At 69.7% G+C, this 13394-nt stretch carries 15 protein-coding genes and 1 pseudogene; 14 read left to right on the forward strand and 2 right to left on the reverse strand.

Going from position 1 to position 13394, the window contains the following annotated elements; translation table 11 throughout:
* Nucleotides 1–81: 81 nt before the first annotated feature.
* Entirely contained in the window at nucleotides 82–195 is a 114-nt protein-coding gene (petG, locus tag SYNGFB01_RS15600; protein ID WP_072061608.1) for a cytochrome b6-f complex subunit V, read from the reverse strand.
* Nucleotides 196–269: 74 nt separating this feature from the next.
* Between petG and SYNGFB01_RS10220 the strand changes: the two genes are divergently transcribed.
* The 14 genes and pseudogenes from SYNGFB01_RS10220 (at nucleotide 270) to SYNGFB01_RS10285 (ending at nucleotide 11839) form a co-directional block, all read left to right on the forward strand.
* On the forward strand, nucleotides 270–680 hold the full coding sequence (locus SYNGFB01_RS10220; RefSeq protein ID WP_369795541.1) for a c-type cytochrome: 411 nt from the start codon (nucleotides 270–272) through the stop codon (nucleotides 678–680).
* Nucleotides 677–1477 carry an RNA methyltransferase gene (locus tag SYNGFB01_RS10225; RefSeq protein ID WP_235300103.1) on the forward strand — a complete coding sequence of 267 codons (801 nt, stop codon included), beginning with the start codon at nucleotides 677–679 and terminating at the stop codon, nucleotides 1475–1477. Before SYNGFB01_RS10220 ends, SYNGFB01_RS10225 begins: the two co-directional genes overlap by 4 nt.
* Nucleotides 1478–1582: 105 nt before the next feature.
* Nucleotides 1583–2575 carry a serine hydrolase gene (locus SYNGFB01_RS10230; RefSeq protein ID WP_082325988.1) on the forward strand — a complete coding sequence of 331 codons (993 nt, stop codon included), beginning with the start codon at nucleotides 1583–1585 and terminating at the stop codon, nucleotides 2573–2575.
* A gap of 45 nt (nucleotides 2576–2620) precedes the next feature.
* Nucleotides 2621–4049, forward strand: a pseudogene (locus SYNGFB01_RS10235) (DUF3370 domain-containing protein).
* Nucleotides 4049–5134, forward strand: coding sequence for a magnesium chelatase ATPase subunit I (gene bchI / locus SYNGFB01_RS10240; RefSeq protein WP_369795542.1), 1086 nt, complete (start codon nucleotides 4049–4051; stop codon nucleotides 5132–5134). The pseudogene SYNGFB01_RS10235 and the gene bchI overlap by 1 nt, the downstream one beginning before the upstream one ends.
* Nucleotides 5135–5153: 19 nt before the next feature.
* Nucleotides 5154–5627 (forward strand): crossover junction endodeoxyribonuclease RuvC, encoded by a 474-nt coding sequence (gene ruvC / locus SYNGFB01_RS10245; protein WP_048017942.1) that lies wholly within the window; start codon nucleotides 5154–5156, stop codon nucleotides 5625–5627.
* A gap of 7 nt (nucleotides 5628–5634) precedes the next feature.
* Complete coding sequence (locus SYNGFB01_RS10250) at nucleotides 5635–6243, forward strand: 5-formyltetrahydrofolate cyclo-ligase (RefSeq protein ID WP_048017943.1); 609 nt, start codon at nucleotides 5635–5637, stop codon at nucleotides 6241–6243.
* A gap of 71 nt (nucleotides 6244–6314) precedes the next feature.
* Nucleotides 6315–6512 carry a hypothetical protein gene (locus SYNGFB01_RS10255; protein WP_152669614.1) on the forward strand — a complete coding sequence of 66 codons (198 nt, stop codon included), beginning with the start codon at nucleotides 6315–6317 and terminating at the stop codon, nucleotides 6510–6512.
* Nucleotides 6513–6517: 5 nt separating this feature from the next.
* The gene (locus SYNGFB01_RS10260) at nucleotides 6518–6997 is read left to right on the forward strand and encodes a hypothetical protein (protein ID WP_048017945.1); all 480 of its coding nucleotides are present in this window, start codon (nucleotides 6518–6520) and stop codon (nucleotides 6995–6997) included.
* Nucleotides 6997–7452 (forward strand): SufE family protein, encoded by a 456-nt coding sequence (locus tag SYNGFB01_RS10265; RefSeq protein WP_048017946.1) that lies wholly within the window; start codon nucleotides 6997–6999, stop codon nucleotides 7450–7452. The genes SYNGFB01_RS10260 and SYNGFB01_RS10265 overlap by 1 nt, the downstream gene beginning before the upstream one ends.
* 27 nt (nucleotides 7453–7479) lie before the next feature.
* Nucleotides 7480–8793 (forward strand): homoserine dehydrogenase, encoded by a 1314-nt coding sequence (locus SYNGFB01_RS10270; RefSeq protein ID WP_048017947.1) that lies wholly within the window; start codon nucleotides 7480–7482, stop codon nucleotides 8791–8793.
* Nucleotides 8794–8959: 166 nt separating this feature from the next.
* Complete coding sequence (locus tag SYNGFB01_RS10275) at nucleotides 8960–9166, forward strand: hypothetical protein (protein ID WP_048017948.1); 207 nt, start codon at nucleotides 8960–8962, stop codon at nucleotides 9164–9166.
* Nucleotides 9167–9194: 28 nt separating this feature from the next.
* On the forward strand, nucleotides 9195–10811 hold the full coding sequence (locus tag SYNGFB01_RS10280) for an ABC transporter substrate-binding protein (protein WP_235300104.1): 1617 nt from the start codon (nucleotides 9195–9197) through the stop codon (nucleotides 10809–10811).
* Nucleotides 10808–11839, forward strand: coding sequence for an ABC transporter permease (locus SYNGFB01_RS10285; protein ID WP_048017949.1), 1032 nt, complete (start codon nucleotides 10808–10810; stop codon nucleotides 11837–11839). Before SYNGFB01_RS10280 ends, SYNGFB01_RS10285 begins: the two co-directional genes overlap by 4 nt.
* Here the strand turns inward: SYNGFB01_RS10285 and SYNGFB01_RS10290 are convergent.
* Entirely contained in the window at nucleotides 11784–13373 is a 1590-nt protein-coding gene (locus tag SYNGFB01_RS10290) for an alpha/beta hydrolase (RefSeq protein WP_235300105.1), read from the reverse strand. The genes SYNGFB01_RS10285 and SYNGFB01_RS10290 overlap by 56 nt on opposite strands.
* Nucleotides 13374–13394 lie beyond the last annotated feature (21 nt).

The following is a 13394-nucleotide window of genomic DNA, read 5'->3' on the forward strand; positions in this document are numbered from 1 at the left end:
CGTCTGCGGAGCCAGCGGCGCTATGGCGGCACCGCGCTGGTGCTGCTGGAGCTCGACCCAGGGGCCGGGGCGGATCTGGGGTCAACCGCCGAGAACGCTGCTGCGGCGGTACTGATTCCAGGCTGCCACAAACAGCCCGAGCAGGGTCACGGGGATCAGGCCGAGCACGATGCCGCAGAGCAGGGGTTCGATCATGACGGGATCGCGTTGATGGGCAGGCCACAATTCTTCCACGAGCTCGAACCCACCGCGAACTGAGCTGTCCGACTGTGAACCTGAGCGCTGCACGATCCGACACCCCCGAAGCCGATGCGGCAACGGCCCCGCCGAGCCGCCGCGGCCTGGTGGCGGGACTGGTGCTGGCTGCCGCTGCCGCCTGCATCGTGCTGGTGCTGGTGATGCTTCCGGCTGCCCACACCGATCTCTACACTCGCCAGACCCTGGAGCTGAAGGGTTCGGCTGGACGAGGAGGACAGCTCTTCCGGCTCAACTGTGCCGGCTGCCACGGCATGGCGGCCCAGGGCCTGGTGGGGCCCAACCTGCATGGTGTTTCGGAGCGCAAGAGCCAGCGACAGCTGATCCAGCAGGTGGTGAGCGGCCGCACGCCACCAATGCCCCGTTTTCAGCCGGATCCCCAGGCGATGGCTGACCTGCTCGCCTTCCTCAACGCTCTCGTGTGAGCACGACGGCAGCCGTGGTGGTGGTGCTGGTTGAGCCGGCCGGCGCCCGCAACGTGGGCAGCGTGGCCCGCCTGTGCGCCAACTTCGAGGTGAACGAGCTGAGGCTGGTGGCGCCGCGCTGCGACCCCAACGGCCAGGAGGCCCGGCAGATGGCGATGCATGGCGGATCGGTGCTGACACAGGCCCGGCGCTTCGACAGCCTGGCGGAAGCTCTGGCGGATTGCCGCCGGGTGGTGGCAGCCACGGGTCGCTGCGCCGGTGAACCACTCCCCGTGCTGCCGCTGCCAGGCCCACTGGAATGGCTGCTGGCAGAGCCTGCCGCCCCCCAGGCGCACCAGCCCGGCCCGGAGCAGGCAGCGAGGGCACTGGTGTTCGGGAGGGAGGACCGGGGTCTGAGCAACGACGAACTGCTGCAGGCTGGACGTCTGCTGCGGATCGAGACCGGCCCCGACTACGGCTCCCTCAACCTCTCCCATGCCGCGGCCGTGGTGCTGCATGCCCTGCATCAGTGCCGGAAGCGCGAAGCTCCTCCTCCTCCTGCCGAGGCCCTGCCGGAACCCAGCCGCCGCGACGAGCTGGAAGGCCTGTTCAGCGATGCCGAGGCCCTGCTGCTGGCGGTCGGCTTCCTCTATCCCCACACCGCCCATGCCCGCCTGGCCAAGCTGCGCGCTCTGCTGCAGCGGGCCCAGTTGAGCAGTTCGGAGGTGGCGCTGCTGCGGGGCATGGTGCGCCAGCTGCGCTGGGCCAGCCGTCAGACCGCCGGCACCCCGGGTGCGCAGCAGACGGGCCCCTCTTAGCGTCGGGGGGAGCGAGCCCACGGGCCATTGAACACCGGTCGACCTTCCCGCACCCCCCGTCGCGGCTGGATCCAGCCCCTCCTGCTGGTGCTGCGGCTGGCCGTGATGGGGGTGGGCCTGGGCGTGCTCGCCGGCACCGGCCTGAAGCTGCTCGCACCCCATCTGGCCAAGGGCGCCAGCCAGATCTCCCGGCTCGAACNGGACCCGGCAGAAGTCCCCAGCCTCAGCCGCCGCGGCCTCGACCTGGGGAAGTTCGAGCAGCGAACGGAGCTGACGGCCCTCAGTCAACGCTGGACTCAGCTGGCGGCGGGCCAGAAGGACCTCACCGCATCGGCCTTTCTGCTGGTGCTGGATGACGGCCGCTTCGCTCAGCTGAAGCCCGACCTTCCGCTGCCGGCGGCCAGTTCCATCAAGACGCCGATCCTGCTGGTGGGTCTTGATGAACTCGACAGCGGCCGGCTGCGCTGGAATGAACCCCTGTCGCTGACCAAGGAGGTGGTGGGCGGCGGCGCCGGCTGGATGGCCAACAGGCCGTTNGGCACCCGCTTCCCGTTCTTCGAGGCCGCCACCGAGATGATCAGGGTCAGCGACAACAGCGCCACCAACCTGCTGATCAAGCGTCTCGGCGGCAAGCAGAAGCTCAACCAGCGCTTCCTGAGCCTCGGACTGAGCGCCACGGTGGTCAACAACTGGTTGCCTGACCTCGACGGCACCAACACCACCAGCAGCCGCGATCTGGCCCGCTCGATCGCCCTGGTGGACACCGGACAGAAGCTCGGTCCACGGGCCCGGGATCTGTTCCGCGAGATCATGGGCACCTCCCGCACGAACACCCTGATCCCCCGCGGCCTGCTGCAGGGGCTCGGCAAGGACAGCTCCGATCCCGACTCCGAACTGCTGGGCCAGGGCATCACCGTGTACAACAAGACGGGCGACATCGGCATCGCCTATGCCGACGCCGGTCTGATCCAGTTGCCCAACGGCCAGAGGGCGGTGGCCGCGTTCATGGTGAAAGGCCCGTTCAATGACCCCCGCTCCACCGATCTGATCCGGGCCATGGCGGCAGAGGTCTCTCGCACCCTGGTGGCCCAACGATGACGATACGAGCTCTGACTGCCGCGGCCTCCCTGCTGNCCCTGGNTCCTGCCCTCCAGCCCTGGTTTCGCCGCCCCGACCGGGCCGGCCCAGCCCCCTGGGGCAGCACCTGCACCCGCTCCGGCACCAGCCACGGAACTGCGCCGCCAGACCGTGGCCCCGCTGCCCGGCGGTCTGGACGGCGTTCTGATGGTCAATGACAACAACCCGGAACTGATCACCGAAGCGGGAATCCTGCTCTCCACCTTCCCCGGCACCGGTCGTGGCGTGCCGACGGCCCATCTGGATGTGCCGCTCACAGGCCGCTTCGATCTGTTCAGCCACCACGTGTATGCAGGCAGACCGGAGAGCCTGGATTCCACGCTCTGGCTGGCGGTGGTGGCCCGGCCGCGCGGCGACGCACCGGTGAACCTGCGCCTGCTGGCAGGCTCCACCGCCCTGTCTCAGTCGCTCGATCCGGCCATGGCTGGGGCGCCGTTCCTGCCACTGCCACCGCTGCTGACCCAGACAGCCACACCGGTGTATTCAGGCCCCGGCAGCCGGGTGGCCACCGAGCTGCTGGACCGCCAGCGCAGCCCTGAGATCCCCTCCAGNCTGGACCCTGCCTGCCGACCGGCTCACCACCCTGCTGGTGCTGCCCCTGCCGGTGCGGGGACTCGATCCCCTGCTCAATGGCCGCAACCTGCAGCTGCGGCTCGAGAGCAGTGGCCCGATCAGCCTGGCCACCCTGGCGGCCTTCGGACCCGGCGACGGTCCGCCCCCGGTCGAGACCTGGGCCCGGCTACTGGAGGGCGGGCTCAGTCCCAGGGAGCACCAGCCCACACCGCGCGGCGCCCCGGGCAAGCTGATCTACTCCCGCGTCAGCGGGGTGCAGATCGGCAGGTTGTGGCGCGGCACCATCACCGACTCCGGCAGTCGCTGGCTCAGCACCTCGGCGGCCCCCATCTCCTGGCCGATCGCCTCCCTGGAGCGGGGCACCCTGGGCACCGGCCAGGTGCAGACGGCTGAGCTCAAGGCCTTCTACCCCGGCACCGNCTGGGCAGCCCATGGCAACTACGGCGTCGAATACGACCTCACCCTGCCGCTGCGCAACACCGGTTCCCGGCCCGTGCAGCTGCAGCTGGCCCTGGAATCCCCGCTCAAGCACGACCAGCCGCTCGGAGGCCTGCGCTTCAACAGCCAGCCCTCCAGGGCTGTGATGTTCCGCGGCACGGTGGAGGTGAGCGGCCTGGATGATCCCGACGGGCGGCCGTCTGCCCGCCGGAGTTTCCATCTCGTGCAGCGGGCCGGCGAGCCGGGGCCGGCCCTTGGCACGGTGAGTCTGGCTCCCGGCGCCCAGCGCAGCCTGCGGGTGCGGCTGATCTATCCGGCCGATGCCACCCCGCCCCAGGCACTCAGCCTGCTGCCCGTGCCGACGCCAGGAGCGTCAGGAGCGCCTGTGAAACAATCCCCCGATCAGCCCGCCCCGTCTCTCTGATGTCAGCCCGCCAGCGCAGGGTGTATCCCTTCACCGCGATCGTCGGGCAGGAGGAGATGAAGCTGGCCCTGCTGCTCAACGTGATCGATCCGCGCATCGGCGGCGTGATGATCATGGGTGACCGCGGCACGGGCAAGAGCACCACGATCCGCGCCCTGGCCGATCTGCTGCCCGAGATCGATGTGGTGGCGGGCGACCCTTACAACAGCTCCCCCACCGATCCCGACCTGCAGAGCGCCGAGGTGCGCCAACGGCTCGAGCAGGGCGAGCAGCTGCCCGTCGAGAAGCGCCAGGTGCCGATGGTGGACCTGCCCCTGGGCGCCACCGAAGACCGCCTCTGCGGCACCATCGACATCGAGAAGGCCCTCAGCGAAGGGGTTCGGGCGTTCGAGCCGGGCCTGCTGGCCAAGGCCAACCGTGGCCTGCTCTATGTGGATGAGGTGAACCTGCTCGACGACCACCTCGTCGACGTGCTGCTGGATTCGGCCGCCTCCGGCTGGAACACGGTGGAGCGCGAGGGGGTGAGCGTGCGCCACCCTGCCCGCTTCGTGCTGATCGGCTCCGGCAATCCCGAGGAAGGTGAACTGCGTCCCCAGCTCCTCGACCGCTTCGGCATGAGCGTGGAGGTGCGCACCGTGCGCGACCCCGAACTGCGTGTGCAGGTGGTGGACCAGCGCACCTCCTTCGACAACGATCCCGACGCCTTCAACATCGGCGTGCAGCCCGGCCAGGACGCCCTGCAGGCCCGGGTGGTGGAGGCCCAGCAGCGCCTGCCCCAGGTGCAGATCGACGATGATCTGCGCATCCGCATCAGCGCCATCTGCGGCGAGCTGGATGTGGACGGCCTGCGCGGCGACATCGTGACCAACCGGGCCGCCCGCGNCCTGGCAGCCTTCGAGGGCCGCACCGAGGTGAGCGAAGACGACGTTGCCCGGGTGGCCGCCTGCTGCCTGCGCCACCGCCTGCGCAAGGACCCGCTGGAGCAGATCGATTCGGGCGATCGGGTGGTGAAGGTGTTCTGCAAGGTGTTCGACCGTCCGGAGAGCACCGACCGCAGCGCCTTCGAGCTGGCCCTGGCCGCTTGATGTCGCGGCCGGGAACCCCATGAGGATCCTCGGCCTCGACCCTGGTCTGGCCAGGGTGGGCTACGGCTTGATCGAGATCGATCCGCATCCCGGAGGCCGGCAGCGACTGCTCGACTGCGGCATCATCCGCACCGACCCAGGCCGCAGCGAGGGCGAGCGGATGGTGGAGATCGCCCGTGACCTGAGGCTGCTGGTACGCACCTGGCGCCCCGCTCTGGCGGTGGTGGAGAAGTTCTTCTTCTACCGCTCCAGCACCACCATCGNCGTGGTGCAGGCCAGGGGAGTTCTGCTGATGACCCTGGCTCGCCTGGGCATCGCGGTAGCGGAGTTCCCGCCGATGCAGATCAAACAGGCCCTCACGGGCAACGGCCACGCCGACAAGGACGACGTGCTGGCGGCGGTGATGCGTGAGCTGGAGCTCGAGCAGCCGCCCCGNCCCGACGATGCCGCCGATGCCCTGGCCGCCGCCCTCACCGGCTGGTTCCAGCGCTGAGTCAACGATGAGCACCAACCGGTCTGCCCCCAAGGCCGAACTCAGGCGGCTGTACCGGGAGCGGCGCCGCGCCGCCCTCGATGGCGACCGCTCCCGCATCGAGGCCGCTGTGCTGGGAGCAGCTGAGGCCCTGCTGCAGGACCTGGCCGCTGTGGGCCCGCTCGACCCTGTGGGGCTCTACTGGCCGCTGGAGGGGGAGCTGGATCTGCGGCCCCTGGCTCGACTCACCGCTGCGGCCCTGCCGGCGATCAGCACCCGCCAACTGGTGTACCGCCCCTGGCAGCCCGGCCAGCCCTCACCGCCGACGCCTGTGGCATCCCGGCCCCTNCCCCCCGAGGCAGGCGAGCTGGGCCCGGGGCAGCTGAGTCTGCTGCTGATCCCNGCGCTCGCCATCGACCCCAGCGGCATCCGGCTNGGCTANNNCGGCGGCGGCTGGTATGACCGGCTGCGGGCCAGCGCAGGCTGGCGTCGCCCACCCGCGCTGGCGGTGCTGCCGTCCGCCTGCTGCGGGGCGGAGCTGCCGAGGGATCCCTGGGATGTGCCGCTCGATGGCTGGATCTGCGAGACCGGCCTGCGGTGGTGCGGCGGGCCTCCAGACCGAAACCGCCAAGCTTGACAATCGCTTCACGCTCCGCGCGGCCAGGGTTCAGGTTTGCGAAGATGCCCTCCAGTGCTGCCGCTGTTCCGTTGAACCTCGCGCTTCAATCCGGGTCGAACCATCGGGCCAGCCTCCTCTCCGCCGGCAGCAGCGCCGCCGACAAGGTTCTGGAAGCCGAGCTCCAGGCCCGGGGCGACAACCATGACGCGCTGTCGATGATGATGAGTTCGATGGTTCGGATGGTGCAGGCCGGCCAGACCAGCCAGAGTCGCTGGAAGGATTCCTGAGTGCCATGCGCAAGTCTCTGCGCTTCGCCGCCACCCTGATGGCGGCTGGTCTGNCCCTCGCTGCCGCCCTGGTGAGCGGACCACCCCCGGCGAGCGCCCACGCCATCGAAAGCAGCCTCGAGCGCGTTGCCGAGCTCAACGACCAGTTGCTGCTCGAGAGCCGCTTCGGCACCGGTGAGCCCGCCGACGCCGCCGTGGTGCGCCTGATTCCCCCGGGGGGAGAGCCGATCGAGATCGGACAGACCGATGCCGAGGGACGGCTGCGATTCAGCCTCCCCAACCAGGCCACCTCCGACTGGGAGGTTCAGGTGGACCGCGGTGCTGGCCACCGCGATTACCTCGAACTGCCAGCGGCCGCCCCTGCAGGGCATGCCAGACGCCTCAACCCGCCGGCCCGGCCCTGGAGCTCCCCCGTCTCCGGGGGGCTCGGCCTGGCCTTGATCGGTCTCTGCAGCCTGGGGGTCATCCTGCAGCGCCGTCGCTGATGGCAGGCCCCAGCACCGGCAGCCCGGCCCTCGATCAGATCGTGGCCCGGCTGGGCGGCACCGCCGATCCGAAGCGGCGCTACGAATACGTGCTCTGGCTCGCCAAGAAGCTGCAACCGCTGCCCGAGGAGTTCCGCACCGACGCCTTCAAGGTGAAGGGCTGCGTGTCCCAGGTGTACGTGGTGGGCCAGCTGGAGGGGGGCAAGCTCCACTGGCAGGGCGATTCCGACGCGGCGATCACCAAGGGGCTGCTGGCCCTGCTGATCGAGGGGATGGAGGGGCTCACCCCCGAGCAGGCCGCCGCCATCGACCCCTCCTTCATCGCCGCCACGGGGCTGCAGGCCAGCCTCACCCCCTCCCGGGCCAACGGCTTTCTCAACATCCTGCGCATGATGCAGACCCAGGCCAGGACGCTGACCGGCAGCGTCGCGGAAGCCAGGCCGGCCGATTTCTAGGATCCGGCGACTGCGGGGAGCGCGGCGATGAGCATCGGGATCGGCCTGCTGGGCCTGGGCACGGTGGGAGCGGGAGTCGCGGGCATCCTGGCCACCCCGGAGGGTCGCCATCCTCTGGTGGGGCAGCTGGCCCTGCGACGCGTTGCCGTACGCGATCCGGCTCGCCCTCGCCCTCTGGCGATCGCAGCCGAACTGATCAGTACCGACCCCGAGGCCGTCGTCGACGATCCGGCGGTCGACATCGTGGTGGAGGTGATGGGGGGACTGGAGCCGGCCCGCTCCCTGATCCTGCGGGCGATCGGCGCCGGCAAGTCGGTGGTCACGGCCAACAAGGCCGTGATCGCCCGTCACGGCGAGGAGATCGCCGCCGCCGCCGCCGAGAAGGGCGTGTATGTGCTGATCGAGGCCGCCGTGGGTGGCGGCATCCCGATCATCGAGCCCCTCAAGCAGTCGCTGGGGGGGAACCGCATCCAGCGGGTGAGCGGCATCATCAACGGCACCACCAATTACATCCTCAGCCGCATGGCCGAGGAGGGCGCGGCCTATGCCGATGTGCTGGCTGACGCCCAGAGGCTGGGCTATGCCGAAGCGGATCCCGCCGCCGATGTACAGGGTGGCGACGCCGCCGACAAGATCGCCATCCTCACTGGCCTGGCCTATGGCGGTCCCGTGAGCCGGCAGGCGATCCCCACGGAGGGAATCGACCAGCTCGACACGAGGGATGTGGCCTATGCCGCCAAGCTGGGTTACGTGGTGAAGCTGCTTGCGGTCTCGCAGCATCTCNGCAGCGCCGATGGCAAGCAGCTGCTCGATGTGAGGGTGCANCCGACCCTGCTGCCCAGGAGCCACCCGCTGGCCGGAGTCAACGGCGTCAACAACGCCATCCTGGTGGAGGGGGATCCGGTGGGCCAGGTCATGTTCTACGGCCCGGGAGCCGGGGCCGGGCCCACGGCTTCGGCGGTGGTGGCCGACATCCTCAACATCGCCGGCATCCGCCAGGCGACCGGAGGCGCGGAAGGCGGCACGGGCGGCCTGGATCCCCTCCTGGCAGCCGGCAGCTGGAGGACCTGTCGCCTCGTGGAGAGCGCCATCACCAGCCATCGCAACTATGTACGGCTCCAGGCCGGCGATGAGCCAGGGGTGATCGGCAAGATCGGCACCTGCTTCGGCCAGGCCGGCGTGTCGATTCAGTCGATCGTGCAGTTCGATGCCACCGCCGCGGGAGCAGAGATCGTGGTGATCACCCATGAGGTGATGGAGGGCCACTTCCAGGAGGCCCTGGCCGCGATCGATGCACTGCCGGAAGTGCAGGCCGTTGCCGCCTGCCTGCGCACCCTCTGATCGGAGCCATCAGGTCCGCAAATCGCGATGCACTGGCGCATCANGGCCTGCAGGAGCCAGAGTGGATGCAGAAATCGAAAGCAACCCTTAAGGCCGTTCCTTCACGGCGCCAAGTTCCCTGAGGGCACATCGCTCCGATCGGTCGCCCCGATCCGTCGCCATCCCCATGACCATCCTTTCCACTCAACACTCCCCGGTGCGCCAGGGACAGTGTGTCGAGATCGCCTCGGACCCCCAGCTGTACCAGGTGATCAGCATCGACGATCGGCACGACCGCTGCTGGCTGCGGCGCTGGCCCCTGGCCCGCCAGGGTTCGGAAGTGTTTGAAATTTCCCTGCAGCAGGTCCGTCCCAGCCGGCCTCACCGGTCTTGAATGAACGCCTGATCGTGAGCCCCGGCCCTTGATCCGGCTGCCGATTCCGAAGCTGTCGGAGCAAGTCTTCAGGGTCTGGCTCCTGCTCCTGATCCTCTCCTCCTGCACGGCGATCCCCAGGGCAGACCAGCGTCTGGTGGTGGCCAGCAAGAATCGCATCGACAGCATCGACCCTGCGGCCGTCTACAGCTTCGGCGCCCTCCAGGTGCTCAGCGGTCTTGGAGACACCCTGTACCGCATCGACAGCAGCGGCGCCGTGGAGCCCAGCCTGGCGGTGGGCTGGCCCGAGCTGAGTCCGGATGGTCTGCGGGCCCGGGTGAAGCTGCGCCGTGACGTGCGTTTCCACGACGGCAGCCCTTTCAACGCCGCCGCGATGGTGTTCACCCTGGAGCGTTTCCTGGCCATCGGCAAGCTCAGCTACCTGCTGGGAGACCGGGTATCCGGCGTGCGGGCGGTGGATTCCCACACGATCGAACTGACGCTCAAACGGCCCTACAGCGCCCTGCCGCAGCTGCTGAGTGCCATCAACCTGACACCGCTCTCCCCCAGCTCCTACCGGCAGCACGGCCGCCGCTTCCTCAATGACCGCTTCGTGGGGACCGGGCCCTACCGGCTGAGCTTCTTCAATCCCCAGCAGCAGCGGCTGGAGCCTTTCCGGGGCTACTGGGGTCGGCGGCCCGCCAACGGCGGCATCGACCTGGTTGGGCTCAACAATTCCACCGCCCTGTTCGGGGCCCTCAGCAGCGGTGAGGTGGACGTGCTGCTCTCCACCAGCCTCGAGATCGACCAGCAGGCCGCCCTCAGTCGCCGGGCTCGCCGCGGCGAGCTGCGCGAAGGCAGCGGGCCGGCACTGGAGATCGGCTATCTCACCCTGCTCACCGACCAACCGCCCCTGAACGATCCACGCCTGCGCCAGGCGGTGGCGCTGAGCCTCGACCGTCGCACAATCAGTGAGCGGGTGACGCTCGGCCAGCGTCCGCCCCTGCGCAATCTGGTGCCGCCCAGCCTGGCCGGCAGCGATCCCAGCGCCTGGCCGGAGTACGACCCGGCAAGGGCCCGCCGGCTCTACAGAGAGGCCGGCTACTGCCGGGGCCGCCGCCTCGGCCTGCCGCTCACCTTCCGCTCCAACATCCCGGCTGACCGCCTGTTTGCACTCACCTGGCAGGCCCAGCTTCAGCAGGACCTGGGCGACTGCGTGCAGCTGGAGGTGAGCGGCATGGAGGCCACGACCGCCTACCGACAGCTCGGAGAGGGCAGCTTCCCCCTCATCCTGCTGGAGTGGATGGGGGACTTCCCGGATGCCGACAACTATCTGGTGCCCCTGCTGGGTTGCGAGGAGGAGAAGGGTGATCGCTGCCTCAGTGGAGCCAGCGCCGCCAGCGGCAGCTTCTGGGCCGCGCCAGGGCTGCAGGAGGAGCTGGGCCGCAGCGCCAGCCTCACCGGGGAGCCGCGGCGGAGCCTGCTGCACCGCATCCAGCGCCGAACCGCGGCCGCCAATCCCTATCTGCCGGTCTGGCTGGTGGCGCCGCGCGCCTGGGCGCGACCACCGGTGAGCGCACCCCGCTTCGACGGGTCGGGCCGACTGCTGCTGCAGGAGCTGAGCCGGCTGAGGGGCCGCGGTGACCGTGGCNGGGCCAGGCCATGAGCGGCAACGGCGCACTGCTGCGTTACCTGGGGGCTCGTCTGGCCCTGGCGCCCCTGATGCTGTGGCTGATCGCCAGCCTGGTGTTCCTGCTGCTGCGGGTCGCGCCCGGTGATCCGATCGATGCCCTGCTGGGTACCCGCGCGCCGGAGGCGGCACGGGCCGCTCTGCGCAGCCAGCTGGGGCTGGATCTGCCGCTCTGGCAGCAATACGGCCAGTTCCTCAGCCAGTTGCTGCGAGGTGAACTCGGGACATCGCTCACCAACCAGGAACCGGTTAGGGCGATCATCGGTGCCAGCCTGCCGGCCAGCCTGGAACTGGGGGTGGTGGCACTGCTGCTGGCAGCTCTGGTGGGTCTGGCGGTGGGCTTCAGCGGCATCGCCCGACCGGAAGGAAGGCTGGACCTGGCCGGCCGGCTTTACGGCATCGGCACCTATGCCCTGCCTCCGTTCTGGGCCGCGATGATGGTGCAGCTGATCTTTGCCGTCTGGCTCGGCTGGCTGCCTGTGGGTGGACGGTTGCCTCCGACCGTGCTGCCACCCACCGACGGCGGTTTCTATCTGCTCGCCGGCCTGAGGGAGGGGGTGGCCTCGGGCCGATGGCAGCTGCTGGCCGGCACGGTGCGCCACCTGGTGCTGCCGGCCGGCACCCTGGCCCTGCTGCTGAGCGGCATCTTCGCCAATGCCCTCCGGCTCAATCTGCGCCGCGTGCTGGAGTCGGACTACGTGGAGGCTGCCCGCAGCCGCGGCCTCGGCGAAACCCGCGTGGTGCTGCGCCATGCCCTGCCCAACGCCCTCCTGCCCGTGCTCACGATCACCGGGATCACCGTGGCCTCGCTGATCGGTGGCGCCCTGCTGATCGAGGTGACCTACTCCTGGCCCGGGATCGCCGCCCGTCTGCAGGAAGCCATCGCCCAGCGCGATTACCCCCTGGTGCAGGGGATCGTGGTGGTGGTGGCCGCCCTGGTGGTGCTGGTCACCGTGCTGGTCGACCTGCTGGTGGCCCTGCTGGATCCGCGGGTGAGGTTCTGATCAGGCTGCTCCAGCGGCGTGCCTGGGCGGCATCGAGCACGTAGGCCACCACGCCGTTCTGCTGACGGCGTTGGGGTGGCAGGAGCGAGGGATGGTCCAGTCCTTCGAGGAACTCCAGGGTGATGCTCAGCAGCAGCTCCTGGACCTTGCGGGGCTCCACACCCACGAGCTCATCACCGAGCCGGAAGACCGCCTTGCCGTCGCCGACGATCCGCACCGGCGAAAAGTGGCTGCCCCCCTCCACCAGCACCAGACGGCTGAAGGGATGGGCTGCGTCCTGGAACAGGTTGAGCTGCTCCTGCACTGGTGGCGTCACCAGATCGAGGCTGCCGCCCACCAGGAGCACCGGGAGATCGAGCGCCGCCAGGCCACCTCCGGGCCAGAGCAGACTCCCGAAGCCGTTGTAGGCCACCACGCCGCGAAGCCGGGTGGAGCCCTGCAGCAGCGGATCCGGCAGCGCCGATCCCCCTGAGGACTCCCCGGTGACCTGGGGCAACTGGCACTGCAGCAGGCGGGAGAGATTGGTCAGCGAGAGGGCCGCCAGGTCCTGGCGGCAGCGCTCTCCAAGCCCTCGCTCGGGCACCAGACCCGCCGCCATCAGCGCCGTGAGCCCCCCGAGGGAATGCCCCACAAGCACCACCCCCTGCTCCCCGGCCGGCGGCGGCCCCAGCGGCGGCAGCAGGCCGTCGCGCCGGGCCTCCAGCACCGCCTGGAGATCCGCCAGGCGGCCCGGCAGGCTCTCGGCCCCCGGAGGGGGGAGATCGCCCTGCAGGGAAGCCCGCATGGCCTGTCCATTGCTGCCGGGATGCTCCACCACCAGAACCGGCCAGCCTTGGGCCGAGAGGGAAGCGGCCAACCAGCTGAGTTCCGTGCTGTTGCCGCCGAGGCCCGGCATCATCACCAGCCACGGTGAGGGCCTCGCCACGCGGCTGGGCCAGAGCTCCAGGGGCAGCGGAGTGGGCCGATGGGCCACACTCAGCTCCACGCGCTGGGGCTTGAGACGAGCGAGCCCAGGCAGGGCATGGGCCCGCGAGTTGCGCAGGGGTACACGCAGGCGGTGCAGCTGGCCCATGGCGACCTCCTGCTCCTGAATCTGGAGCCGCCAGCGCTGGGCCAGGTTCAGCAGGCCGTCGAGGCGGAGCACGAGACTCTCTCCAGGAAGGGCCTCCAGCAGGTTGAGGGCGGTCACCACACCGCGTCGCTCCAGAACCCGACGCAGGGTCGAGTCCAGCTCGGCCAGGGTGGTGGCACCATCCGGCCGGGTGAGCAGACCTCCGAGTTCCTGAAGCATCCGCTCCCCGGTCCAGCTGTTGAGCAACTGCAGGCCGAAGCTTCGTTCCTTGATCAGGGGGGCGCGCAGCAGCCGGATCAGGGAAGCCCGATCAGCAGGATCGAGCAGATTGAGCCAGATGGCCAGATCCCCATCACTGGTATCGGGGTTGCGGCTCCAGTCCTCGAGCTGGGCCAGATCGATCGGCAGCCGCAGACCATCGAGCTCCACCTCCAGCTGTTGAGCCGCACGGACCGGGGGCACGGTCAGCAGCAGACTGACGAG

Origin of the sequence: Synechococcus sp. GFB01 (genome assembly GCF_001039265.1) — a bacterium.
GTDB lineage: Bacteria > Cyanobacteriota > Cyanobacteriia > PCC-6307 > Cyanobiaceae > NIES-981.

Coding starts and splice junctions, on each gene's coding strand:
- petG (WP_072061608.1), bottom strand. CDS start 195: ATGATCGAACCCCTGCTCTGCGGCATCGTGCTCGGCCTGATCCCCGTG.
- SYNGFB01_RS10265 (WP_048017946.1), top strand. CDS start 6,997: ATGGCAGGCCCCAGCACCGGCAGCCCGGCCCTCGATCAGATCGTGGCC.
- SYNGFB01_RS10275 (WP_048017948.1), top strand. CDS start 8,960: ATGACCATCCTTTCCACTCAACACTCCCCGGTGCGCCAGGGACAGTGT.
- SYNGFB01_RS10285 (WP_048017949.1), top strand. CDS start 10,808: ATGAGCGGCAACGGCGCACTGCTGCGTTACCTGGGGGCTCGTCTGGCC.